Genomic DNA, 25,215 nt, shown 5'->3' on the forward strand with positions numbered 1-25,215 from the left:
AGCCAGATGGAATCTTGGCTGAAAGGTCTAGTTTCAAAGATTTATATAGGATATTCAGCCATGTCAAACCACAATGTTGCACTTCAATTTGAAGATGGCGTTACACGTTTTATTTCTGTTACAGATGGTGAAACACTGTCAGACGCAGCTTACCGTCAAAAGATCAATATTCCTTTGGACTGCCGTGACGGTGCATGTGGAACGTGCCGTGCGTTTTGTGAATCAGGTTCGTATGACATGCCTGAAGAAACTTATATTGAAGATGCATTGACACCAGAAGAAGCTGAACAAGGCTACATTCTTGCATGCCAATGTAAACCAACTTCTGACGCAGTATTCCAAATTCAAGCAACTTCTGATGTATGTAAAACTGAAATTCATGCATTTGAAGGTACTTTGGCTCGTGTCGAAAACTTATCTGACTCGACCATTACTTTTGACATTCAGTTAGATGAAGGTCAACCAGACATTCACTTCCTTGCAGGTCAATACGTGAATGTGGGTATTCCTGGTACAACAGAAACCCGTTCATATTCTTTCAGCTCTAAGCCTGGTAACCGCTTAACTGGTTTTGTAGTACGTAACGTACCAAACGGCAAAATGAGCGAATTCTTAAGCCAAAATGCCAAAGCTGGCGACAAAATGACCTTTACGGGTCCATTTGGTAGCTTCTACTTACGTAATGTAGCACGCCCTGTAGTGATGTTAGCAGGTGGTACAGGTATCGCACCATTTATGTCTATGCTGCAAGTACTTGAAGAAAAAGGTTCTGAGCACCCTGTACGTTTAGTTTTTGGTGTGACCAATGACTTTGACTTGGTTGCAATTGAAAAATTAAACGAACTACAAGAAAAATTCTCTTGGTTCGAGTACCGCACTGTAGTGGCAAATCCAGAATCTGCACACGAGCGTAAAGGTTACGTGACTGGCCATATCGAAAACGAATGGCTCAACGGTGGTGATGTAGACATCTACCTATGTGGTCCAGTGCCAATGGTAGAAGCGGTACGTGGCTGGTTAGATGCAGAAGGTGTTAAACCTGCAAGCTTCCTATTTGAAAAATTCTCTGCCAACTAAGTTTGTTATACAGTCTAGAAACATAGTCGGAGAATACAATGAATCGCACAAAAAGATTTGAAAACAAAGTTGTAATCGTGACTGGTGCCGCTCAAGGCATTGGTCGCGGTGTGGCTTTACAAGTGGCAAGTGAAGGTGCCCAAGTGGTTATGGCAGACCTTTCTCCCTATGTAGAAGAAGTGTTGGCCGAAATTGAAGAACACGGTGGCGATGCAGTAACCGTAAAAGCCAACCTTGAAACTTTTGCAGGTGCAGAATCTGTGGTTGCTAAAGCACTTGAAACCTATGGTCGTGTTGATGTGCTCATCAACAACGTAGGCGGTGCAATTTGGATGAAACCTTTTGAAGAATTTTCTGAAGAAGAAATTATCAAAGAAGTGAATCGTTCATTGTTCCCTACTATGTGGTGCTGCCGCGCAGTATTGCCTGAAATGGTGAAAAACCAAAAAGGTACCATTGTAAACGTATCTTCAATTGCAACACGTGGTATTAACCGCGTGCCATATTCGGCGTCTAAAGGTGGTGTAAACGGTTTAACCGCTTCCCTCGCCTTTGAACATGCCAAAGATGGTATTCGTGTGAATGCTATTGCAACTGGCGGTACAGAAGCGCCACCACGTAAAGTGCCACGTAATGCCAACCCACTTTCAGAATCTGAAAAAGAGTGGATGCAACAAGTGGTCGATCAAACCATTGATCGTACCTTCTTGGGTCGCTATGGCACCATTCAGGAACAAGTGAATGCGATTCTGTTCCTTGCTTCTGATGAGTCATCGTACATGACAGGTACCGTTGTACCTGTAGGTGGTGGTGATCAGGGCTAAGCCAAGATCATGACCAACTTCAACAGGATCATTGCTTGACGCAAGGAGGCAAATCGTCAATGAGTCACCTGTTCCAAACTTTAAAAAATGACTGGTCAATTTCAGCCACTGTTGCAGGATTCTTAGCAGTGCTGATCTCCTATTCAGGGCCATTGATCATCTTTTTCCAAGCGGCACAGCAAGCCCAAGTTTCCCCAGACATGATGATTTCATGGATTTGGGGAATTTCTATTGGTGCTGCTGTCGCAGGTATCTTTTTGTCCATTAAATACAAAGTGCCTGTGGTCACCGCTTGGTCTGCACCTGGTACCGCATTGCTGGTCACACTGTTTCCCGATATTACCCTGAATGAAGCAGTTGCAGCCTACATCACCTCTGCTGTGGTGATTTTTTTGATTGGAATCACAGGTTATTTTGACAAACTCCTGTCTTGGATTCCGCAAGAAGTCGCAGCAGGCATGATGGCAGGTATTTTGGTTCAATTTGGCTTAGGCTTATTTACTGCAACCGATACCCTGCCATACATTGTATTTGGGATGCTAGCGGTATTTTTATTGGCAAAGCGTTTTAGTCCACGTTATGCCATGATTTGGGTGCTTGCTGCAGGCATTATACTCAGCTTAATGCTCGGTAAAATTAACCCTGTCACCACCAATTTTAGTTTGGCAATTCCACAGTTTATTGCACCTGAATGGACGTGGAATTCAACCTTAAACTTGGCATTACCTTTAATTTTAGTCAGCTTGTCTGGACAGTTTTTACCTGGCATGGCAATTATTAAAATTAGCGGTTATGACATGCCTGCTAAGCCTATTATTAGTGCGACCAGTATCGCTTCTCTTGCCGTTGCATGTGTAGGAGGAATTACCATTGTACTTGCCTCTATTACTGCAGCATTATGCTTAGGTAAAGATGCGCACGAACTGAAAGAAAAGCGATATATTGCAGGTGTTGCAAACGGTATTTTCTATATTTTAGGTGGGTTATTTGCGGGTAGCATCGTCATGCTATTTAGCCTATTGCCCAAAGAACTGATTGCAGCTTTGGCTGGACTTGCACTTTTGGGTGCAATTGCCACCAATATTTCAGTTGCAATGAGTAAAGAATCACAGCGTGATGCAGCCCTCATCACCTTTTTAGCAACTGCCTCTGGCATGCAGTTTTTAGGGCTAAGTTCTGTATTTTGGGGCATCTGTATTGGTTTGATCGCACATTGGGTATTAACCAAACGCGACAACTCAGCAGCACCCCTACCTTCAACTCAAAGTTCCAAAAGTTAATGGACAGGCAATTGTCTAGGACACATTATGATTGATAAAAGTCAAACTTCTTTAACAGAAGTCCTTTCGCAAATTAAAGATGGTTCAACCATCATGATTGGTGGTTTTGGTACCGCAGGTCAGCCAGCGGAACTCATTGATGGTTTGATTGAACTTGGCATCAAAGATTTAATTATTGTAAACAACAACGCAGGTAATGGTGACTACGGTTTAGCGAAACTGCTAAAAGCTGGCGCGGTACGTAAAATTATCTGTTCATTCCCACGTCAGTCTGACTCTTGGGTATTTGATGAACTTTACCGCGCAGGCAAAATCGAGCTTGAACTGGTGCCGCAAGGTAACTTGGCATGCCGTATTCAGGCTGCAGGTATGGGTCTAGGTCCAATCTATACCCCTACAGGTTTTGGTACTTTACTTGCAGAAGGCAAACCAACCTTAAATTATGAAGGTAAAGACTACGTACTAGAAAACCCAATCCGCGCAGACTTTGCTTTAATTAAAGCACAGCAAGGCGACCGTTGGGGTAACTTGGTGTACCGTAAATCTGCACGTAACTTTGGCCCAATCATGGCGATGGCTGCCGATGTGACAATTGCACAGGTTTCTGAAGTGGTTGAGTTAGGCGCGTTAGATCCTGAACACATCATCACTCCGGGTATTTTCGTTCAGCACGTTGTTGCCGTTGGCGCAAAACAACCTGAACAATCTGCATAACTGTCACGTGAAGGAGAACATCATGAGCTATACCAAATTAACACGTGATCAAATCGCTGAACGTGTGGCACAAGACATTCCAGACGGTGCTTATGTCAACCTCGGCATTGGCTTACCAACTAAAATTTCAAACTACCTGCCTTCAGACAAAGACGTATTCTTACACTCTGAAAACGGTTTATTGGCTTTCGGTCCACCACCTCCTGCAGGTGAAGAAGACCCTGAGTTAATCAACGCAGGTAAAGAATTCGTGACCATGCTAACAGGCGGCTCATTCTTCCATCATGGTGACTCTTTTGCCATGATGCGTGGCGGTCACTTAGACATCGCAGTATTGGGTGCATTCCAAGTGGCTGAAAATGGCGACTTGGCAAACTGGCACACAGGTGCGCCAGATGCGATTCCTGCTGTTGGTGGCGCAATGGACTTAGCCGTTGGTGCGAAAAAAGTCTTTATCACAACCGATCACGTCACCAAAAAAGGTGAACCAAAAATCGTGGCTGAATTGACTTACCCAGCAACTGGCTTGAAATGTGTAGACCGCATTTACACTGACTTATGTGTGATTGACGTAACTCCTGAAGGCATGAAAGTTCTTGAAAAAGTTGAAGGCTTGAGCTTTGAAGAATTACAGTCATTGACTGGTGCAAAGCTGATTGATGCGACTCAGGCTTAATCGTCTTTAAATATAATTTTTAATCCCCCTAAATCCCCCTTTTTCAAAGGGGGACTTCCATCAAGTAATTTTAGGTGGGAATCTCCTCCCTTTTTTAAAGGGAGGTTGGGAGAGATTAAGATATTTGGAAAATAAAATATGAAAAACGCATATATCGTCGATGCCATCCGTACCCCATTTGGTCGTTATGCAGGTGGTTTAGCTCCAGTCCGTGCTGATGACTTAGGCGCATTACCGATCAAAGCACTTATGCAACGCAATCCATCTGTAAACTGGGAACAAGTTGATGACGTGATTTACGGCTGTGCCAACCAAGCAGGTGAAGACAACCGTAACGTGGGTCGTATGTCTGCACTTTTAGCAGGTTTACCGTACCAAGTGCCAGCAACCACTGTAAACCGTTTATGTGGTTCATCGCTAGACGCAATTGCAATGGCCGCACGTGCAATTAAAGCAGGTGAAGCAAACCTGATTATTGCAGGTGGTGTTGAATCAATGAGCCGCGCTCCATTTGTGATGGGTAAATCAGAATCTGCTTATGGTCGTAGTCAAAAAATTGAAGACACCACAATGGGCTGGCGTTTCATTAACCCGAAACTCAAAGAAATGTACGGCGTAGAAACTATGCCGCAAACTGCTGAAAATGTAGCGGAACAGTTCAATATTAACCGTGCCGATCAAGACTTGTTTGCTCTAACCAGCCAACAACGTACTGCTGCTGCACAAGCACGCGGTTTCTTTGACAAAGAAATTATTGCAGTGGAAATTCCACAACGTAAAGGCGAGCCTGTCGTTGTTGCTGCAGACGAACATCCACGTGCATCAACCACAGCAGAAGCATTGGCAAAATTAAAGCCAGTGGTAAAAGCAGACGGTACTGTGACTGCAGGTAACGCGTCAGGTATTAACGATGGTGCGGCTGCCCTACTGATTGCTTCTGAAGAAGCGGTTGCACAACACGGCTTAAAACCACGTGCCAAAATCATTGCTTCAACTGTTGTTGGTGTTGAACCACGTATTATGGGCTTTGGTCCTGCGCCTGCAATCAAAAAATTGTTGGCACAAACAGGTTTGACCATTGAACAAATGGACGTGATTGAACTGAACGAAGCCTTTGCTGCACAAGCATTAGCATGTACTCGTGACTTAGGCATTGAAGAAGGTTCAGAGAAAGTCAATCCAAACGGTGGTGCAATTGCTTTAGGTCACCCACTTGGTGCATCTGGTGCGCGTTTAGTCACTACAGCACTGAACCAACTTGAACAAACTGGCGGTAAATACGGTTTATGTTCAATGTGTATTGGTGTTGGTCAAGGTATTGCTTTGATTATTGAACGTGTTTAATCCTCATTAAAAGTTCCCCTTTCATAAAGGGGGATTTAGGGGGATTTATAAGATTAAGGATTTAAAAAAAAATGCCAACTTTTACCTCAAATGATGCGCAAATCAATTACCAAACTTTTGGTGATGCTACAAAACCTGCACTGATTTTTTCAAACTCGCTGGGTACAAACTTCAAAATGTGGCAAGCACAGATTGATTTTTTCCAGCAAGACTTTTTTGTAATTTGCTACGACACACGTGGTCACGGTGCATCATCAGCTCCGCAAGGTCCATATAGCATTGATCAATTGGGTCAAGATGTTGTAAATCTACTCGATCACTTAAATGTTGAAAAAGCGGCATTCTGTGGTATTTCTATGGGCGGTTTAACAGGTCAATGGTTAGCGATTCATCGCCCTGAACGTTTTAATCAGGTGGTGGTGTGTAATACTGCGGCAAAAATTGGTCAAGAACAGGCTTGGAATGACCGTGCCGCATTGGTACGCGAACAAGGTTTACAACCGATTGCTTCGACTGCAGCATCACGCTGGTTTACTGAACCCTTTATCCAAAGCAACGCGACAGTGGTCAACAATCTTCAAAACGACTTGGCAGCTGGCAGCGCCGAAGGTTATGCGAGCTGTTGCGAAGCTTTGGCTAAAGCGGATGTACGTGAACAACTTAAAGACATCACTGTGCCTGTTTTAGTGGTTGCAGGTCAGCAAGACCCTGTGACAACAGTTGTCGATGGTCAATTTATGGTTGAACGTATTGCCAATAGCCAATTGTTTGAAATCAATGCATCGCACATTTCTAACGTAGAATTGCCAAATGAATTTAACCAAGCAGTGAAGCAGTTTATCCAAGCATAAAACTTCATTGTTATTGTTAATAAGTTAAAAGTTAAAAAAATAGAGTTCTTTCGAGAACTCTATTTTTTATAGATGAATCTGCAGTTAGACGAGCTGGACTTAAACTAACTCCACCGCAATCGCTGTGGCTTCACCACCGCCAATACATAAAGATGCCACGCCTTTTTTCGCGCCTATACGTTGCAATGCATGAATGAGCGTCACAATAATACGTGAACCTGAAGAACCTAGAGGATGCCCCAAAGCACATGCACCACCCTGAATATTCACTTTGGCAGGGTCTAAATCAAAAGCATCTATCGCAAGCATGGTTACCATGGCAAAGGCTTCATTAATTTCCCACAAATCTACATCGGCAACCGACCACCCTGCTTTATCTAGCACTTTTTGAATCGCCCCTACAGGAGCAAGAGTAAACTCAGAAGGATGTTGTGAATGTGTCGCGTATGCCACAACTTTTGCAAGCGGTTTTAAGCCACGCTCTGCCGCAACCACATCTGATGTAATCACCAGAGCAGATGCGCCATCTGAAATAGAGCTGGCATTGGCGGCTGTAATCGTGCCATCTTTTTTAAATGCGGGACGCAAACTGCTAATTTTATCGACTTTGGCATTTAACGGTTGTTCATCCTGATCGACAATCACATCACCTTTACGTGAATGAACAGTGACAGGCACGATTTCATTTTTAAAATAACCGTTTTGAATGGCTTCTACCGCGCGGTTTAAAGAGCGAATTGCGTATTCATCCTGCTGCTCACGGGTATAGTTTTTCTTGTCTGCCATGTCTTGCGCCAGCACGCCCATCGACAAGCCTGTTTCAGCATCTTCTAAACCTTCCTGAAACATGTGGTCTGTGACTTTGCCGTGTCCCATACGGAAACCTGCACGTGCTTTATCTAGCAAATACGGCGCATTCGACATAGATTCCATACCGCCAGCGACCACAATCTGCGCTGAACCTGCCTGAATAGCATCGGCTGCCTGCATAACAGCTTTCATGCCAGAGCCACAAATTTTATTGATGGTGGTTGCACCTGTACTATCGGGTAAACCCGCTTGACGCATCGCCTGACGTGCAGGGCCTTGCTTCAAACCTGCAGGCAATACACAACCAAAAATTACTTCATCAATGTCAGTCCCACTTAAACCTGCACGTGCAACTGCGTGTTGAATTGCAACCGCGCCTAAATCGGGTGCTGTACAACTTGCCAGTGAACCTTGAAAGCCGCCCATTGCGGTACGTACAGCATCTACAATTACAATCATTTTTAGTCCCTTATTACCGTCTTTTTAAAGTGATTACCGTAAAAGCCATGCTTTTTAAAATTACAAATAACATCCCTGTGAGTTAGCAAGTAATTCACGTTAAATGTAAATCAAAAGATGAGCATTGCAATCTCGCAAAGTGCTGAATTGCTATGCTTGATTGATCTTAGACTTTTAGGCCTTGCTTATGAAAAATAGAATAAAAGTTTTAGAAATCCAATTTTATTTCACTAAAATGACCTGTTTGGTTCAGTTTTATTGACAACCGATTTGGCTTATGGATTGTGCTATTTTTCACATGATATTTTTTAAATTCATTGGTTCACTGATGAACATACGTTAAAACTTACCTTTTCAAGACCTTGGTGCTATTTTCAAGTTGCTCAAACTGCACTAGACTCCAACATGCTTAATTGGTTGTAATTGGAATATTGATTGATGACGACTCTACGCCAAGAAAATTTCCGACGTCGTAAAGAGAAAATTTTGGCAATGGCTGAGGTTTTATTACTGGAAAATCATAATGATATTACATTAAGTGAGTTGGCTGCAGAGTTAGATATTGCCAAAGGCACAATTTATAAATATTTCAAAAGTAAAAATCAGCTCTATTTAGAGTTAATTATTTTAAATGAACAGCGTTTATTGGATATTTCCAAACAGTATCACCATAACTTTCAAACTTATGTTTCGCAGTACATGCTGTATAACATGCTTAATTCCAACCGTACGATTTTGCTGCACTCAATTGAAGAACGCTTAACCAATAATGAACGTAAACTAAATGAATTGTTTGAACAGTTATACGATATTCGTGAGCAGCGTATTTTAGAAATTAAGGACATCACCCAAGCCTATTTAGAGTCCTTTAACAGCGCGATGTCGATCCGTGATTATCTGTCTTATATTTGGACAGTAACTTATGGTGCGTCGTTATTACTCAATTCTACCCATTATCAAAAAGCTATTGGGTCACGTGAACGCTTAATCAAGCTATATATTAATCAAGCACTGATGACGCCAGATAAAGTATCTGCGATTGTTTGATTTTTACATAGTTAGCTTCGTTGGATTCATTGCTGATCCCGCTAAATATTAGCGTCTAAGTAGAAAGAAATTTGCTTTTCAGGACGTATTAACTCACCTCATAAATTTATTCTCTAAATAAAAAATCCCAAAGTTCAAACTTTGGGATTTTTCAAATTCTTTTGACTGTCTAAAGACACATCATTCTGCACTAATATCTTCAAATAATACTGAAGATAAATAACGCTCACCACTGTCAGGTAAAATCACCACAATATTTTTACCTGCATTTTCAGGACGTGCCGCCAATTTTGCAGCAGCAGCCATTGCTGCACCACTTGAAATACCGACTAAAATACCTTCTTGGGTTGCTGTTTTACGCGCCCAGTCAATTGCTTCAGCACTTTCAATCGCAATCACTTCATCCACCAAATCTAAATCTAGGTTTTTTGGAATAAAGTTAGCGCCAATCCCCTGAATTTTATGTGGTGCAGGCGTAATGGCTTCACCACGCTTGGCCTGAGCGATAATTGGAGATTCAGCAGGCTCGACTGCAACAGTATGCAATGCCTGACCTTTTACCTTTTTGAAATAACGCGAAATACCAGAAATCGTACCGCCTGTACCTACACCTGCAACAAGAATATCGACCTTGCCGCCTGTTGCTGCCCAAATTTCTGGGCCTGTGGTTTCTTCATGAATTTGCGGATTGGCAGGGTTATTAAACTGCTGCGGCAAATAATAAGTTTCAGGATGTTCGGTTGCCAAACGCTCTGCTTCATCCACCGCGCCTTTCATACCTTTTGCAGGCTCAGTCAGCACCAAATTTGCACCCAACGCTTTCAACACCTTACGGCGCTCAATACTCATGCTTGCAGGCATCGTTAGTGTAATCTCATAACCTTTTGCTGCAGCTACAAATGCCAAAGCGATTCCTGTATTACCGCTGGTCGGTTCTACAATATGCATACCTGCTTTTAACACACCACGTTTTTCAGCATCGGCAATTAAAGCAGCACCAATACGGCATTTCACAGAAAATGCAGGGTTACGGCTTTCCACTTTGGCTAAAACCGTTGCATCGCCAGAAATTAAACGGTTAATGCGTACCAATGGCGTGTTACCAATCGCTTCTGCATTATTGCTATATACGGCAATCCCTAAATTTGCTGGTGTTGAAAAAGCTGCATCTGTGGTCATGATTATTCCCTAAGTTATATCTATATAAACAAAATTTAAATTATCATACCTTTTTATAAAATTTTTGCCGATGTTTCACGAAAATTGTTTTATACAAAAATATGATTAGCTTTCAACAAAATGCGAATTAGAATAAAGAGATGACGACCTCAGTTTAATTGTCGATTTTCTCGGCACTTGGGTTTGAAATTTGCTATTTATTTTTTGACAATAGCAACACATAACAAAATGTAGGGAATGCAATGTCTAATAAACGTTACAGTCAGCTTTATCGTAATTTCACTAAAAAAATCTTAGATAAGATTGTGACGCCACAAGTATTAGGCACGACTGCAGAATTAGAACATCGTGTTGCACAAAGCTCTGAAAAAACACAATTTTGTTATGTGCTGCAAGATGCCTCTCTCAGCAATACCGTATTGATTGATCAGCAGACGCAATCTCGTGGTTTACCTTCTGTGTATGCGCCTTTAAACATTGCCGAGCATCAGGAAGACGATTCCATTTTGGTCTTGCGTGAGAAAAACCCACAGCACAGTGCTTATCACTACTCTGCTAAATTGATTCGACTCATTGAAACCTTAGAGCAACATCCTGAACATGATGTGTTGTTAGTTCCCGTAACTGTACTTTGGGGACGTTCACCCGAATACGAAGACTCTTGGTTTAAAGCATTATTTGCCGATGCATGGTCTACGCCAAACAAGCTTAAACAAACCATTAATATTTCGCTCTATTCACGTGATAACTACATCGAGTTTCATAAAGCAATTTCCTTACGTCAGCTTATTGAACAAGCCACACAACAACAACCACACTTATCGCCTGCGCACTTTATTGAGCAACATCTGGAACACAATTTTAATCAACACAAAGAAGCGATTTTAGGCCCAGACTTATCTGACCGCCGTAATTTGATTCATGCGTTGATGAAAAGTGAAGCAGTACAACAAGCTATTCGTAAAGAAAGTATCGAACAAAAAGTCAGTATGTTTGAAGCAGAAAACCGTGCTAAAAGCTATTTAACTGAAATTGTATCGGACTTTTCTTATTCGACTTTGCGTTTTGCTGAACTGGCACTGACCAAGCTTTGGACACAGCTCTATGATGGCATTGAAGTGCATCACTTTGACACGGTACGCGAACTCGCCAAAGACTATGAAATCGTCTATACCCCTTGTCATCGTAGCCACATCGACTATTTGTTGCTGTCTTATGTGATTTTTAATCGTGGCTTGATGGTGCCGCATATTGCAGCAGGTATTAATTTAAATTTACCAATTGTGGGTCAATTAATGCGTGGTGCAGGTGCGTATTTTATTCGCCGTACTTTCAGCGGCAATGAATTATACACCTCGGTATTTAAAGAATATTTACACAGTTTATTGTCACGCAACACCCCACTCGAATACTTCATTGAAGGTGGACGCTCACGTACAGGTTTATTGTTACCGCCGAAAAAAGGCATGTTGTCGATGACCATTCAAAGCCATTTACGCGGAGCAACCAAACCAATTGCATTTATTCCAACGTATTTTGGTTATGAAAAACTGATTGAAGGCACATCTTATTTAAATGAATTAAACGGCAAACCGAAAGAAGCCGAATCTTTATGGGGTATTTTAAACTCTGCCCGTAAAATTGAAAAAGTCTTTGGTCAGGTCTATGTCAACTTTGGCGAACCTGTATTTTTAGATGATGTTTTAACTGCCAACCAAGCACGCGATGTAAAACTGAACATAAATGATGAACTACCGACCTCTGTGATTCACACGGTAGATCATACTGCGCATGCAATCTTGGAAAATATCAATAAAGCGGTGGTGATTAACCCAATCGCCCTCATCTCTCTGATTTTATTAAATGCCGATCAGCATGCATTGAAACAAGATGAGCTGCTCGCCCGAATTGAACAATATCGACGTTTGCTCAAACAATTGTGCTACGACCCACGTATGATTATTACGGGTTTAAATCCACAAGAAATTATTGAATATGCGCTAAAACTTAAACAAGTTGAGCGTTATAACCAAGATGGTGTAGAACAGATTCGAGTCGCAGAAAGCCAAAAAATCTTATTGAGCTATTTTAGCAATAATATTTTGCACTGCTTTATTTTGCCTGCGTGTGTAGCATTAATTGTGCAGCAGTTTAATGAACAAAATTTAGCATTATCATGCGCAGATTTAATGCAAAAACTGCAGGCGATTTATCCATATTTGAAGCAAGAGTTTTTCTTGGCATGGACGGCGCAAGAACTTTCTCAAGAAATCGAAAAAATTGTGGCGTACTTTATTCAGCAAAATTGGGTTACAGAAGCAAATCTGCAATTACAGCCGAACCCAGCTACACAGCATGAACTCTATGCCTTAGCTGAACTGGCAAAACCAAGTTTAAATAATTTCGTATTGATTCAAGGGCTTTTGCAGCGTTATAGCGCACACATCCCTTTAAATCTGAAAGTTTTGGAAAAAATGACCAAAACCGTATTACAACGCGCTGCAGATTCTGCACAATTTAAGTCTGCATATTATTTTGATAGTGCCACCTTAAAAAGTTTTATCAGCAGTTTAGATCAGCAAGCCTTGTTGCAACACAATGCTGCGCAGATAAGCCTAGATGATACTTTTAGTGCCAAAATGTCTGAATACTTTGCTTGGTATAACCCAGAAATTCACGAGTTATTAGCTGCATCGAGTGAATTTAGTGAGAAAGAATTAAAAAGTTTTGAACAGGTGAAAAAATAGGTTTTATTGTAACTCAGCCACTTTTTTATCAATTTTTTGATTAGAATATCAGGCCATTATTTATGATTGGCTGATATCTTTTCTTAAATGATACTTGTTCTCATATATAAATAATGATTTATGTTATATAATTTATCTTCCACTCCCGCCTAATATATATTGGGTTAGCTGTAAATTAAGAGAATAAAACAATGAACGATGGTCTTGAAATCACATCAATGCGTGAATCTGCGGATACCGTTGTTGGAATTTTAAAATCTTTGGCGAATAGTGACCGTCTTTTAATTCTTTGTCATTTATCTCAACAAGAATTAAACGTATCGCAAATTGAAGAAATAACTCAAATTCATCAGCCTACTTTATCGCAACAATTAATGATGCTGCGTAAAAGTGATGTGGTGAATACCCGCCGTGATGGCAAGCAAATTTTTTATTCAATTAAAGATGAAAAAATGGTGCAGGTACTTAATACCCTATATGCACTTTATTGCCCGCAGGACTAAATGATAATGCCTGTATTATCAGGCATCACCATAAAACTTGAATACTCTCCTGCTATTTCAAAGACTTCTTAGCATTTTTTGTTCATAATATATCTAAATTTATGATTTAGATTTCAGTATGTCAGATTTCAATTCACGTTTGGCTCGTGTACTGCCTGCTTGGCAATGGCTGCGAAAATACAATGCAGAAACATTGAAATCTGATCTGCTGTCTGCGTTTATCGTCATTGCCATGCTTGTACCTCAAGGGATGGCTTATGCCATGCTTGCAGGTTTACCTCCTGTCATGGGTTTATATGCCAGCGTGATCCCCATGATCATGTACGCCTTGGTTGGTGGCAGTCCAACCTTGTCCATTGGCCCAGTCGCCATTATTTCCATGATGACCTTTGCGACGCTCAATCCATTATTTGAAGTCGGCTCGGCAGCTTATATTCAAGCAGCCTGTTTACTTGCTGTGATGGTCGGCATTATTTCGCTACTTTTAGGGATTTTTCGCTTCGGTTTTTTAATTCAACTCATTAGCCATCCTGTTATTAAAAGCTTCATTATTGCCTCTGCATTAATGATTGCGATTGGACAGCTTAAATTTGTGTTAGACATCCCCCTTAAAGCCAATAACTTACCTGAGTTCTTATACAGCTTTTGGAAATATATGGGACAAACCCATTTTTATAGCGTGCTCTTGGGTGTTGCTGCCATTTTATTTCTAATTTATGCCCCTAAAATCATCAACAGTAATGCCATTCGTGAGCGTGTTCGAGGTAGCGGCTTTATCTTAAAAGCCTTGCCATTGGTATTGGTGATCGGTTCAATTGCTTTGGTTTATTCATTGCATTTGCAACAAATCGGCATTAAAACAGTCGGAGAAATTCCTTCAGGATTTCCGCCTATTCAATTCCCTGAATGGAATGCACAACTTGTTCTACAACTCCTTCCTGGCGCAGCCATGATTGCCATGATCAGTTTTGTGGAATCTCTGTCTATTGCGCAAGCCACCGCCTTACAACAACGTAGTCACTTAAATAGCAATCAGGAACTGATTGCACTCGGTTTAGCCAATTTTGGCGCAGGTGTTAGCTCCTCTTTTCCCGTCACAGGCAGTTTGTCGCGTACCGTGGTCAATGCCGATGCAGGTGCAAAAACACCAATGGCAGGTGTATTTACCTCCATCGTGATTGTTATTGTCAGTTTATACTTCACGGGATTTTTCCAAGACTTACCACTGGCTGTTTTGGCTGCAACCATTATTGTTTCAATTTGGAAACTGGTCGAGTTCCAATCTTTTAAAGAAACTTGGCGTTATTCCAAAGCCGATGGTCTGGCCATGTGGGTGACGTTCTTTGGTGTTGTATTCATTGATATTTCGACAGGTTTAATTATTGGGATTGTGTCCACCTTTATTCTAATGTTGTGGCGTATTAGCCGACCACATATTGCGGTAATTGGTTTACTTGAAGGCACACAACATTTTCGTAATATTCAGCGGCATCAAGTGCGTACCGCGCCACACGTGCTATCCATGCGAATTGATGAAAATCTAACCTTTTTAAATGCCAATACTTTAAAAGGCTTTTTTATTAATCAAGTCAGCCAAAACCCTCAGTTAAAGCATGTAGTGGTGAATTGTTCGAGTATTAGCAGTATTGATTTAAGCGCACTCGAAATGCTGGAAGATTTAAATCTTGAACTAAAAAAATTGAATATTTGTCTGCATTTTTCTGAAATTAAAGGCCCGGTAATGGACAAATTACAACACTCAAAACTTTTGCAGCATTTAAATGGAAAAGTTTTTTTTTCACATTATTTAGCCATGCAAGAGCTTGCGCCTGAACTGACTTAAAGATCAAGAAATTGATCTTTAATTTTATCTTTAAAACTGGATGTTCAACACACATACTTTTTGATCAATGAGTACTTTTATCTTGCTGAAATTTAAACAGTTTAATAAATATCACTTTTAAAAATATAGACTTAACTTTTAAATCAAAATTATTTTTAAGCACATGGATATTTCAGTATAAAATAGCCGCTTTTCTTTTACCTTATTTTCGTATGTTTTCAGCTTTTTTGCGTTTGAGTTTAGTCTCCCGAATTATGATTGCAATTGTACTCGGTGTGGCTGTTGCAATTTTATTTCCAGAATCTGCGCCTTATTTAAGCCTTTTGGGTGATTTATTTATTAAAGCCCTAAAGTCTGTTGCGCCAATTTTAGTGTTTATTTTGGTCATGGCATCCATTGCCAATTTTAAAATTGGAAGCAGCAATGCTTATATCAAACCGATTATGCTGATGTATGCGATTGGTATGTTCTTGGCTGCGCTCAGTGCAGTTATTGCAAGTACGCTTTTCCCAAGTACATTATTTTTAGATGTTGCAACACAGTCAGAATTAACCCCGCCGGGCAGTCTTGCTGAAATTTTGAAAAATCTTTTACTTAGTTTTGTTGCTAACCCTGTAGTTGCCATTGCCGAAGCCAACTTTATTGGTATTTTGGCTTGGGCTGTGGCTTTAGGGATTGCCTTCCGCCATGCTACAGAGTCCACCAAAGCATTGTTGAATGATGCAGCCAATGCAGTCAATCGCGTTATTCGCTTGGTGATTAACTTTGCACCTTTCGGTATTTTTGGCTTGGTTGCCGTGACATTTGCCGATGCAGGCTTGAGCACCTTAGCCAGTTATGCTCAATTATTGGCAGTCTTGTTAGGTACGATGTTCTTTGTCGCGTTAGTCATCAACCCAATCATGGTGGCATTTGTGACCCGCAGCAATCCTTATCCTTTAGTTTTTCAATGCTTACGCGAAAGCGGTATTACCGCATTCTTTACCCGTAGTTCTGCAGCCAATATCCCTGTCAATTTAGACTTAGCCAAGCGTTTAGGCGTACAGGAGTCGACTGCAAGCGTTGCAATTCCTTTAGGTGCAGCAATTAATATGGCAGGCGCATCAGTCACCATTACCGTTTTGACCTTAGCTGCAGTAAATACCTTAGGGATTTCTGTCGATTTTAGCACCATGCTGATTTTATCTGTGGTTGCAACGGTGTCGGCATGTGGTGCTTCAGGCGTTGCTGGCGGGTCGTTACTGCTCATTCCTGTAGCGTGTGGCTTATTTGGTATTTCTTCAGATATTGCTATGCAAGTTGTTGCGATTGGTATGGTCATTAGCGTATTGCAAGATTCAACCGAAACTGCGCTTAACTCATCTACCGATGTGCTATTTACTACTGCGGTTGACCGTGGTTTGAGTTAAGATACAATGCGTTAGGAAACTTACGCAATCACTCATTATGCCTTTTCAAACTTTACCCCTTTGGGTGCAATTTGGTGCTTTTTTTCTAGCCGTCAATGCTGGAATTATTAACGTACTCGGATTGGTGACCGTACTGCACCAGTCCGTTTCGCACATGACTGGTAACGTCAGTATCTTGGCGATGGCGCTAATCGACTGGAAACCAGAAGCTATGATTTTCTTGTTTCTGGTGATTTTGTGCTACGTGATTGGCTCATTTTATAGTGGCGTCATTTTAGGAAATAGCAATTTTCGCTTAGGGCGTCGTTATGGTTTGCCCATGAGTTTGGTGGCATTTTTTATTTTAATCTGCTGGGCATTATTGCCTTATTTCCCACGTTATGCCCTGCTTTGGGCATCGGTTGCCATGGGCATACAAAATGCCATGATCAGCTACTATAAAGGCACCATCATCCGCACCACACATTTATCTGGGGTATTGACCGATTTAGGCTTAGCTCTCGGTTATCGAGTGCGGGGCTTACAAGTTGAAAAAAGGCGTATTGTTTTACACCTACTGATTTTAATTGGTTTCTTTGTGGGTGGATTACTCGCTGCAGCCATTTATCCTACATTTAAACTGAATTCTTTTCTGGTACCTGCAGGACTCAGCCTAAGTTTGAGTTTGGTGTATTGGATTATTTATTTTCGCTATCGACATCTTCAACATTAAGTTTCGGAAATTATCATGGTTAAAAATGCACTACAGGCACAATTGCTCAAAGCGGGTTTAGTGGATAATAAAAAAGCAAAAAAACTGTCTAAACAAACCTTACACGAACAGCGCACAGGTGAAAGTAAAGATGCTGAAGTGAAAGCCAAAATTGCACAGGCACAGCAAGAAAAACTCGCCAAAGACCAAGCTATTGAGCAAGAAAAGAAAGCCGCTTTACAGGAAAAAGAACTGAAAGCAGCAATTATGCAAATGATTCAGCAGCATAAAATTCGTGATACCGATGGTGAAGTGGCTTATCAGTTTTTAGATGGCAAGATTAAAAAAGTGTATATCAATCAACAAATTTACAATGCACTCGTGGCAGGTAGTTTGGTGATTGCCAAAGAAAATGACAGTTATGCGTTCCTGCCTAAAGCTTTAGCTGAACGTATTAATAGCAAAATGGAAGGCTTTATTATTGTCAATAATGCCGAGAAAAATGAAGCCACGACAGATGAAGAAGATCCATACGCAGCCTATGTGATTCCAGATGATTTAATGTGGTAGATCATGCAAGTATTTATGCAAATATTTATGCTAGGTATCTATTCAAAGCCAGTATCTGTACTGGCTTTTTTATTATGACTGCAACTTGATTGAAAACTTTCAGTAAAAACAAATAATTGAAATGTAGCAAAAAGTTACTCAGCCTTCAAATTTAAACTTTAGTCGATACACTATCTAACAATTTCATACATCAATGAAGAATTAAGGTGAATTGCAGGCCAAAATTCTAAGTGCCGTGCAGACGAAAATCAGCAACCTTAAAGCGAGGACCTTTTGCAAGAATTTAATTTTATTCAAAATATTCAGGAATGGTATAACCAATACCCTTGGTTAGAAATGCTGACCTCACTCAGTATTGTGATTCTACTGGCAATTTTAGCCAACTTTATTGCCAAGCAAATTGTAGTGCGCGGGATTCGCAAACTGATTTCTAAAATGACCTTTGCCAATAGTGAAATTATTTCACAGCATAGTGTCATCCGACGTATTGCCAACATTGTCCCAGCTGTCGTGATTATGAACGGCATCACCACCGTACCGCATTTGTCAGATAAAGTAGAAAGCTTTGTGCAAATGGGTGCGCAAGCCTTTATATTCCTGACCATTGCATTGGCAATTTCTGAATTTTTAAATATTTTTAACCTGTTCTATCAACGCAACCCTAAGTCACGCAACAAGCCAATTAAGGGCTATTTGCAGTTAGTTAAACTCATTATTTATGTGGTCTGTGCCCTCATGATTTTAGGCACTTTCCTGAAAAAAGATGTGTTTACCTTACTCGCAGGTTTTGGTGCGATGGCTGCTGTTTTGATGTTGGTTTTCCAAAATACCATTTTATCTCTAGTGGCTTCGGTACAAATTTCTTCCTACGATATGGTACGGATTGGTGACTGGATTGAAATGCCTTCTTTAAATGCCGATGGTGATGTCATTGATATGTCATTACATACAGTCACCGTGCAAAACTGGGATAAAACCCTGACCACTATTCCAACCAATAAACTCATTACCGATACCTTTAAAAACTGGCGTGGCATGCAGGAAGCTGGTGCCCGACGTATTAAACGTGCCATTTTAATTGATCAAAGTTCTGTGCACTTTATGACTGAACATGAACAAAGCAAACTTAAAGAGTTTTTGTTATTGGATCAATATTTACATAGCAAAAATGAAGAAATTGAGCAGTTTAATCAGCAGTTAGCAAATCAATCACAATACAACCAACGCCGTTTAACCAATTTAGGGACTTTCCGCGCCTATGTTGAGTTTTATCTGAAACAGCATCCTGGCATTAATCAATCTCAGTCATTGATTATTCGTCAACTACAGCCAAGCAGTGAAGGTTTACCACTAGAAATTTATGCCTTTACCAAAACCACTGCATGGAAAGAATATGAAAGTATTCAATCCGATATTTTTGATCATTTGCTGGCAATTATTCCGGAGTTTGGCTTAAAAGTGTATCAAGCCCCATCGGGTTCAGATTTAAAGCAAATTGCTGCACCATTTAAAGCAAGTTCTGTCCAAAGTCTAAATCCTTTAGAAATTGACGAGGCATAATTATGGATTTATTGCTGAGCCATGTGTCGCAAAATGCTTGCATGGCTCAGTAGCCGTTTTTATTTTCAGCAAGACGATAAAATTTTCATTAAATTAAAATGCACTCGTACACTCGTATATGAATAAGAGAAAATAAAGTCTTATTTGTAAGAGCTTTGTTGAAACAAATATCTAACACTATGTTTTAATTATATTTAAATTTCCTCAAACCTTTAAATCACAGCTTGCTCCAAATTTATGTAATAAGGTCATTGCCGGTTGAAAAAGTCTAATGATTCTAAGAATTCACCTAACTTTTCAACTCACTAAAATGTGTCGCTCTTGTTAATTGATTCTGGATTCGAAAAATGATCATCAATAATTCGTCTAATGAAAGATTGAAATTCACTACTTTTGTGCTTTAGCGCTCTATATGATCAATACACGCGCTACAGGATGAGGGGTACGAGTTTATAAAAGATCTCTAATAGACCAAATAATGAAAAGTTTAAGGCAGGACGCGGTACAACGTCGCAAAACATTGTTCTGCTTTTTCATTACTACAGAAATTAATGGTGTGCGCATTTTTCCATTTTACAAAATATTGTGAAATGTCCCCTGTTTGGTCTTCCTGATATCCAGAACAATCCACTTCATTATTGTCATATTTAACTTGCAAAATTAAAGCCGGTAACGAATTTGCAGGGTCTTGTGAAGGTTGATAATCATATACACCTGCAGACCATTCTTGACCGCTTTTAATCACCACATCGCTATTACTTTTAAAGTTGTAATATTCAATACATTTACGATTATTTGGGATTTGCATGCCCCACAGCCCCACAATTTCTGGACGGGTCACCACACGAAATTTATTGGTCGTTTCTGCTGCTACTGGCGTTAACTTGGCTGAATCTATTGTTGTATTTTCATTCGCAATCGCGCAGACAGAACATAAGCTTAAAACTGTGGTTAGATATATTTTTTTCATACATTTATTTAAAGATATAAACCGTTTAGACAACTTAGCATATTTTTAATCCAAATCTGCAAGCATAAACATAAGACAACAATTTTATTTAACGAAAATGTGACTTAGTTTACATTTAATCGACTTTGTAGGTAATGGTTATTTGATATGATCGCCTTTCTGTTGTGAACGTCACACTCATTCAAGTTTTTTTCTTAATTATCAACCCATTGCAAAAGTGAGTTTAGTACTTGCAAAACTTTAGCATACCGCAAACTATATCTTCGACTCAAAAGCAAATATTTGCCTTTGGACTGCTAGCCGTTGTGGTATTTTTTTCTTGTTTATTGGGTATTTTTACTCGCCCACTTAGCTACTTTTCTTTTTTTTGGCCAAGCAACGCCCTCTTGTTGGGGCTACTCATTCGCTTTCCATCTTTAAAAAGTTTTGGTGGAATTTTGGGTGCTTTTTTTGGCTATATGGGCGCCGATTTGGTCACAGACAATACTTTCCTGATGACGCTAGGTTTAACGCTTTCCAACTTTGTAGCTGTTTTTAGTGGGTTGTTTTTCTTTAATTTTGCCCGCGCTAAACTTCCAGCGAGCAATAATAATGTGTCAGAGCTATATCCACATATTATTGCTGTAACTTTAGGCTGTTTCTTTGGGGCTTTATTTGCCATTCTTCTGCTGCCAAATTTGCCGCACACCTTTATGTTAAAAGAAAATCGTTGGATTGATTTTTTTACTTGGTGGTCTGGTGAAATTTTAAATGCGGTAATTGTCTTACCTTTAATTTTGGCTGCCCCAGGCTGGTCTAAATTCAAAAAACTTATAAATAATCAATATGCTAAAGAAACTCAAATTCAGGATATCTTGCCCTTTTTTGCATTACTGATCTCTATCGCCTGCACCCATATTTTCTATGGGCCAGGCGCACTATTATATCCATTGGCTGCGTTAATTTGGGCAGCTGCCAGCTATCAACTTTTTAATTTGGCACTGATTAATAGCTTGGTCTGTTTAACTCTGTATCACAGCGTCACAGGCTTGTTTATAGATCAAGTGAATTCGAGTTATTTAACCACCATTATTTCTATTCGTGTGGGTTTAATTATTTTAGGTCTTGCCACGTTAATTTTATGTGTGATTAGCCAAAACCGAAATCAGTTGTATAGAGAAGTATTGTATTTGGCAAATCATGACAGTTTAACCGAAACACTGAACCGCCGTAGTTTTACTCAGTTAAGTGAAAAAGCTTTAAAGCATAAAAACAATCATTCATTGTCTTTAATTATGTTAGATATCGACGATTTTAAAAAAATGAATGATCAATATGGGCATTATGTCGGTGACCGTGCTTTGCAACATCTCTCTAACATCGTTAAAAGCAATTTACGTGATCACGATTTATTTTGTCGCATTGGTGGTGAAGAGTTCATTATTTTGCTGAACAATAATAACTTAAATAAAACTCAACGCATTGCAGAACGTATTCGTATGTGTATTGAACATCAAGCGTTAAATTTAGAAAACCTTGAACCCATTCATTTTACAGTAAGCATGGGCGTGTCACATACACACTTACCCACCAATCTCCCTTTACAAGATTTAATTATTCAGGCAGATCAGGCGCTATATCAGGCAAAAATGCAAGGTCGTAATCGGGTCATTCTTGCTTCTTAAACAAAAATAGCATACAACATCAATTTGACAATACAGATTTTCAGGATTGAAATGAAACTTGCAGAATACCTCCAATATGATGCTTTAGGCTTGGCAGAGCTGGTTGCCAAAAAGGATGTTCAGGCCTCAGAATTATTAGATATTGCGTTACAACGTGCTGAACAAACCAATCCACAATTAAATGCCATTATTATTCCTATGCATGAACATGCACGGCAGCGCACACAAACAAAATTAACAGGCCCATTTGCAGGTGTGCCCTTTTTAGTCAAAGACTTATTTCAACAATATGCAGGCTATCCGACTTCATTTGGTTGTCAGGGTTTAAAACGTGCGCATCATCTTGCAGAACAAAATGCAGAAATTGTAAATCGTTGGGAAAATAGCGGAATCGTTACCTTTGGACGTACCAACACGCCTGAATTTGGGATTAAAGGGATAACCGAGCCAGATGCTTGGGGTGCATGTAAAAATCCATGGAATTTGAAACACAATAGTGGTGGTTCTTCTGGTGGTTCTGCGTCTGCAGTTGCGGCAGGTATTGTGCCGATTGCAGGGGCAAGTGATGGCGGTGGTTCAATTCGTATTCCTGCGTCTTACTGTGGTTTGTTTGGTTTAAAACCAAGTCGTGGACGCACCCCGTGGGGGCCACAACTCAGTGAAGCCATGCATGGTGCAGCGATGCAACATATTTTAAGTAAAAGTGTACGTGACAGTGCGGCAATGCTCGATGCAACGCATGGCGCAGATGGTCATTCACTTTTCAAAATTGAAGCTCCTGAACGCAGTTATTTAGATGCAATTCAGCAAGCGCCAAAAAAATTAAGAATCGCATATTCGACCCAATCTCCGATTGGTACAGCTGTTTCACAAGATGCCATCAATGCCATTCAAAAAACCGTACAGCTTTTAGAATCTTTAGGGCATGAAGTGGTTGAAGACCGTCCTGCTATTGATGGCATGCAATTGGCCAAAGATTTCATTACCACATGGTTTAGCCAATTTGCTTATTTAATTGCTGAAATTCAAACTCGCCTGCCAAATCATTCCGATAATTTTGAGCTAGACTCTTTGGCTTTGGCTGCCTTTGGCGCAAAAACCACGTCAGTAGATTACATTCGAAATTTGAATAATTGGGGGGTATATGTCGCACAAATGAATCAATTCTTTGAGCGTTATGATTTATACCTCATCCCTGCAACTGCCTCAGTTGCACCAAAAAATGGCGAAGTTAAAACTCCTGCATGGCAAAAACCAATTTTAAAAACACTATTACATGCAGGTAAAGCACATTGGTTAGCGCAAGGTAAATTGGTCGATCGCATTGTCAAAGAAAACCTAAAATGGGTGCCATTTACTCAACTTGCCAATATTACTGGGCTGCCTGCAATGTCTGTGCCATTGTATTGGAATAAAGATAACTTACCATTGGGTTCGCAGTTTATTGCGCCTTTTGCACGTGAAGATGTGCTTTTACAACTGGCTGCACAACTTGAAACGGCTCAACCGTGGTGGCATCAATACGCTAAAATCCGTATTTAATGTAGCAATCAATTAGTAAGAAGCAAGCAAACTATACCCATCCAACTTTGCTTGCTTCTATTTTTGATAAAAGAACGGTGTCACTGCAAAATCACCAATCTAGGCTTTGGTATCACTCGACATTGACTGCGATTCTAATTGCTTTGGCAATCCCCAAATAAAACACAGACCAACGAGTGTAGATAATCCTGCAAAAATAAAAATCCATTCGCCTGAAACAATATCCCAATAATGCCCTGCCAAAATACTCCCCAATGCAACACCTAAACCCCACATGGTACTGTAAAGTGCTTGCCCACGACCTTGTTGCCCTGCAGAAAAGTTTTGAAAAATCACCCGCATGGCAATGATATGAAATAATCCAAAACTAAAGGCATGGATGCTTTGTGCAAAAAAATGTGCAAAAAATATGGATGGAAATAAACCAACTATCACCCAACGTAAGCCTGTTAAAATTAAACATACGGCAACCAGTGAACGCCAAGACCAACGCTTTAAAAACAAACTCGCATAGGCAAACATAATGATTTCAGCAACCACCCCGACAGACCACAATAAACCGATCTGACTTGTGCTAAATCCTGCCTGACTTAAAAAATTACTATAAAAACTATAAAATGGTGCATGCGAAAACAGCAAAATCAATTCAATAATAAAAAATGAATAGACCACTGGGCGCTTTAAAATGGGCAATAAGGGTTCAAGTTGTTTTTGTGCAATGGGTGCGGTGCTTGGTTCTTGAATACTGAACGACCATAGAAATGCCAGTAAAGAAATACTGAGTAGCAACATCGGTAACATGGAGATTGGTATAATTTCTAAAATAGCACCTATGCCAAAAACCCCGACAATAAAGCCTATAGAACCCCATTTTCGCACTTTGCCATAGAGTTCTGCACGTTTCTCGCCCAACCAAAACAAAGTCACGCCTTCAAATTGTGCCAAAATTGCATTTTGGAAAAAGCTAAAAATCAGCATGAGTAATGCAACAGACTGAAAGCTATTCGGAACAATAAAAATCAGCAACCAAATGCTGGCTTCCATCCAAGTTGCGATGCGCACCAAAAGCATCCGTTTGCCTGATTTATCGGCAATCCATCCCCAAATAAAAGGCGCGAAAAAGCGCGTTAAAATGGCAATGGAAGATAAAACACCAATTTCCTGATAATTAAAGCCTTGATCTTCTAAGTACAGGCTCCAAAAAGGCAAAAACGTCCCAACAATTGCATAGTAGAAAAAGTAGAATCCACTTAGTTTGTGTCGAATTGGAATGGGTTGCATTAGCTTGCATATCCTTGCATTTTCAATAACTTAAAATATTCAAAGGTTGCATAGCATTGCATAAGTTTGTCCTTGATTGCAGTTCAACTGTCTACAAATCAGTCTACAAACTTTAAAAAAATATTTTTCCTAATTTTTTGTAGACCGCAGCATAAGACACAGATGTTCTTAATT

The 25,215-nt window shown here is 40.2% G+C and carries 21 protein-coding genes; 17 read left to right on the plus strand and 4 right to left on the minus strand.

Features of this window, described 5'->3' with window-relative positions; genetic code table 11:
* Window positions 1–60 precede the first annotated feature (60 nt).
* The 7 genes from benC to pcaD all read left to right on the plus strand — a co-directional run bounded on the left by benC (window position 61) and on the right by pcaD (window position 6,766).
* Window positions 61–1,077, plus strand: a complete 1,017-nt coding sequence (gene benC, locus FTU09_RS00065) for a benzoate 1,2-dioxygenase electron transfer component BenC (protein ID WP_019837573.1) — start codon at window positions 61–63, stop codon at window positions 1,075–1,077.
* A gap of 38 nt (window positions 1,078–1,115) precedes the next feature.
* Complete coding sequence (benD, locus tag FTU09_RS00070) at window positions 1,116–1,901, plus strand: benzoate diol dehydrogenase BenD (protein ID WP_004973522.1); 786 nt, start codon at window positions 1,116–1,118, stop codon at window positions 1,899–1,901.
* Between the two features lie 59 nt (window positions 1,902–1,960).
* Window positions 1,961–3,181 (plus strand): benzoate/H(+) symporter BenE, encoded by a 1,221-nt coding sequence (gene benE / locus FTU09_RS00075; RefSeq protein ID WP_004973520.1) that lies wholly within the window; start codon window positions 1,961–1,963, stop codon window positions 3,179–3,181.
* Between the two features lie 27 nt (window positions 3,182–3,208).
* Complete coding sequence (locus FTU09_RS00080; protein WP_104851986.1) at window positions 3,209–3,895, plus strand: 3-oxoacid CoA-transferase subunit A; 687 nt, start codon at window positions 3,209–3,211, stop codon at window positions 3,893–3,895.
* A 22-nt stretch (window positions 3,896–3,917) separates the two neighbouring features.
* The gene (locus tag FTU09_RS00085) at window positions 3,918–4,571 is read left to right on the plus strand and encodes a 3-oxoacid CoA-transferase subunit B (RefSeq protein ID WP_104851987.1); all 654 of its coding nucleotides are present in this window, start codon (window positions 3,918–3,920) and stop codon (window positions 4,569–4,571) included.
* 138 nt (window positions 4,572–4,709) lie between these two features.
* Window positions 4,710–5,915, plus strand: a complete 1,206-nt coding sequence (gene pcaF, locus FTU09_RS00090) for a 3-oxoadipyl-CoA thiolase (protein ID WP_178866759.1) — start codon at window positions 4,710–4,712, stop codon at window positions 5,913–5,915.
* A 71-nt stretch (window positions 5,916–5,986) separates the two neighbouring features.
* The gene (gene pcaD, locus FTU09_RS00095; RefSeq protein ID WP_096901607.1) at window positions 5,987–6,766 is read left to right on the plus strand and encodes a 3-oxoadipate enol-lactonase; all 780 of its coding nucleotides are present in this window, start codon (window positions 5,987–5,989) and stop codon (window positions 6,764–6,766) included.
* A gap of 99 nt (window positions 6,767–6,865) precedes the next feature.
* Here the strand turns inward: pcaD and FTU09_RS00100 are convergent, their stop codons facing one another.
* The gene (locus tag FTU09_RS00100; RefSeq protein ID WP_096901606.1) at window positions 6,866–8,035 is read right to left on the minus strand and encodes a thiolase family protein; all 1,170 of its coding nucleotides are present in this window, start codon (window positions 8,033–8,035) and stop codon (window positions 6,866–6,868) included.
* Between the two features lie 438 nt (window positions 8,036–8,473).
* Here FTU09_RS00100 and FTU09_RS00105 point away from each other — a divergent pair, with 438 nt between their 5' ends.
* Entirely contained in the window at window positions 8,474–9,082 is a 609-nt protein-coding gene (locus tag FTU09_RS00105; protein ID WP_004973506.1) for a TetR/AcrR family transcriptional regulator, read from the plus strand.
* A gap of 180 nt (window positions 9,083–9,262) precedes the next feature.
* Here the strand turns inward: FTU09_RS00105 and cysK are convergent, their stop codons facing one another.
* Window positions 9,263–10,261, minus strand: a complete 999-nt coding sequence (gene cysK, locus FTU09_RS00110) for a cysteine synthase A (RefSeq protein ID WP_004973505.1) — start codon at window positions 10,259–10,261, stop codon at window positions 9,263–9,265.
* 242 nt (window positions 10,262–10,503) lie between these two features.
* Between cysK and plsB the strand changes: the two genes are divergently transcribed.
* From plsB to FTU09_RS00145, 7 genes are all read left to right on the plus strand, one after another.
* Window positions 10,504–13,008 (plus strand): glycerol-3-phosphate 1-O-acyltransferase PlsB, encoded by a 2,505-nt coding sequence (plsB, locus tag FTU09_RS00115; protein WP_096901604.1) that lies wholly within the window; start codon window positions 10,504–10,506, stop codon window positions 13,006–13,008.
* A 191-nt stretch (window positions 13,009–13,199) separates the two neighbouring features.
* Window positions 13,200–13,511, plus strand: a complete 312-nt coding sequence (locus tag FTU09_RS00120) for a metalloregulator ArsR/SmtB family transcription factor (protein WP_154320733.1) — start codon at window positions 13,200–13,202, stop codon at window positions 13,509–13,511.
* Window positions 13,512–13,629: 118 nt separating this feature from the next.
* Window positions 13,630–15,354, plus strand: a complete 1,725-nt coding sequence (locus FTU09_RS00125) for a SulP family inorganic anion transporter (protein WP_179995730.1) — start codon at window positions 13,630–13,632, stop codon at window positions 15,352–15,354.
* A 212-nt stretch (window positions 15,355–15,566) separates the two neighbouring features.
* The gene (sstT, locus tag FTU09_RS00130; protein WP_180079343.1) at window positions 15,567–16,763 is read left to right on the plus strand and encodes a serine/threonine transporter SstT; all 1,197 of its coding nucleotides are present in this window, start codon (window positions 15,567–15,569) and stop codon (window positions 16,761–16,763) included.
* A 37-nt stretch (window positions 16,764–16,800) separates the two neighbouring features.
* Window positions 16,801–17,475: a YoaK family protein gene (locus FTU09_RS00135; RefSeq protein ID WP_131261946.1), complete on the plus strand. Its 675-nt coding sequence runs from the start codon at window positions 16,801–16,803 to the stop codon at window positions 17,473–17,475.
* A 15-nt stretch (window positions 17,476–17,490) separates the two neighbouring features.
* Window positions 17,491–18,024: a DUF2058 domain-containing protein gene (locus tag FTU09_RS00140; protein ID WP_004973493.1), complete on the plus strand. Its 534-nt coding sequence runs from the start codon at window positions 17,491–17,493 to the stop codon at window positions 18,022–18,024.
* 273 nt (window positions 18,025–18,297) lie between these two features.
* Window positions 18,298–19,584 carry a mechanosensitive ion channel family protein gene (locus FTU09_RS00145; protein WP_096901601.1) on the plus strand — a complete coding sequence of 429 codons (1,287 nt, stop codon included), beginning with the start codon at window positions 18,298–18,300 and terminating at the stop codon, window positions 19,582–19,584.
* A gap of 487 nt (window positions 19,585–20,071) precedes the next feature.
* Here FTU09_RS00145 and FTU09_RS00150 read toward each other — a convergent pair whose 3' ends face one another.
* On the minus strand, window positions 20,072–20,554 hold the full coding sequence (locus tag FTU09_RS00150; protein ID WP_004973490.1) for a hypothetical protein: 483 nt from the start codon (window positions 20,552–20,554) through the stop codon (window positions 20,072–20,074).
* A 230-nt stretch (window positions 20,555–20,784) separates the two neighbouring features.
* Here FTU09_RS00150 and FTU09_RS00155 point away from each other — a divergent pair, with 230 nt between their 5' ends.
* Together FTU09_RS00155 and FTU09_RS00160 are read left to right on the plus strand one after the other, a co-directional pair.
* Window positions 20,785–22,218 carry a GGDEF domain-containing protein gene (locus FTU09_RS00155; RefSeq protein WP_207973578.1) on the plus strand — a complete coding sequence of 478 codons (1,434 nt, stop codon included), beginning with the start codon at window positions 20,785–20,787 and terminating at the stop codon, window positions 22,216–22,218.
* A gap of 51 nt (window positions 22,219–22,269) precedes the next feature.
* Window positions 22,270–23,760, plus strand: a complete 1,491-nt coding sequence (locus FTU09_RS00160; RefSeq protein ID WP_131261947.1) for an amidase — start codon at window positions 22,270–22,272, stop codon at window positions 23,758–23,760.
* Window positions 23,761–23,859: 99 nt separating this feature from the next.
* Here the strand turns inward: FTU09_RS00160 and FTU09_RS00165 are convergent, their stop codons facing one another.
* Window positions 23,860–25,041: an MFS transporter gene (locus FTU09_RS00165; protein WP_179995703.1), complete on the minus strand. Its 1,182-nt coding sequence runs from the start codon at window positions 25,039–25,041 to the stop codon at window positions 23,860–23,862.
* Window positions 25,042–25,215 lie beyond the last annotated feature (174 nt).

The sequence above is a fragment of the Acinetobacter sp. YH12058 genome, from assembly GCF_013419805.1.
Taxonomy (GTDB): domain Bacteria; phylum Pseudomonadota; class Gammaproteobacteria; order Pseudomonadales; family Moraxellaceae; genus Acinetobacter; species Acinetobacter towneri.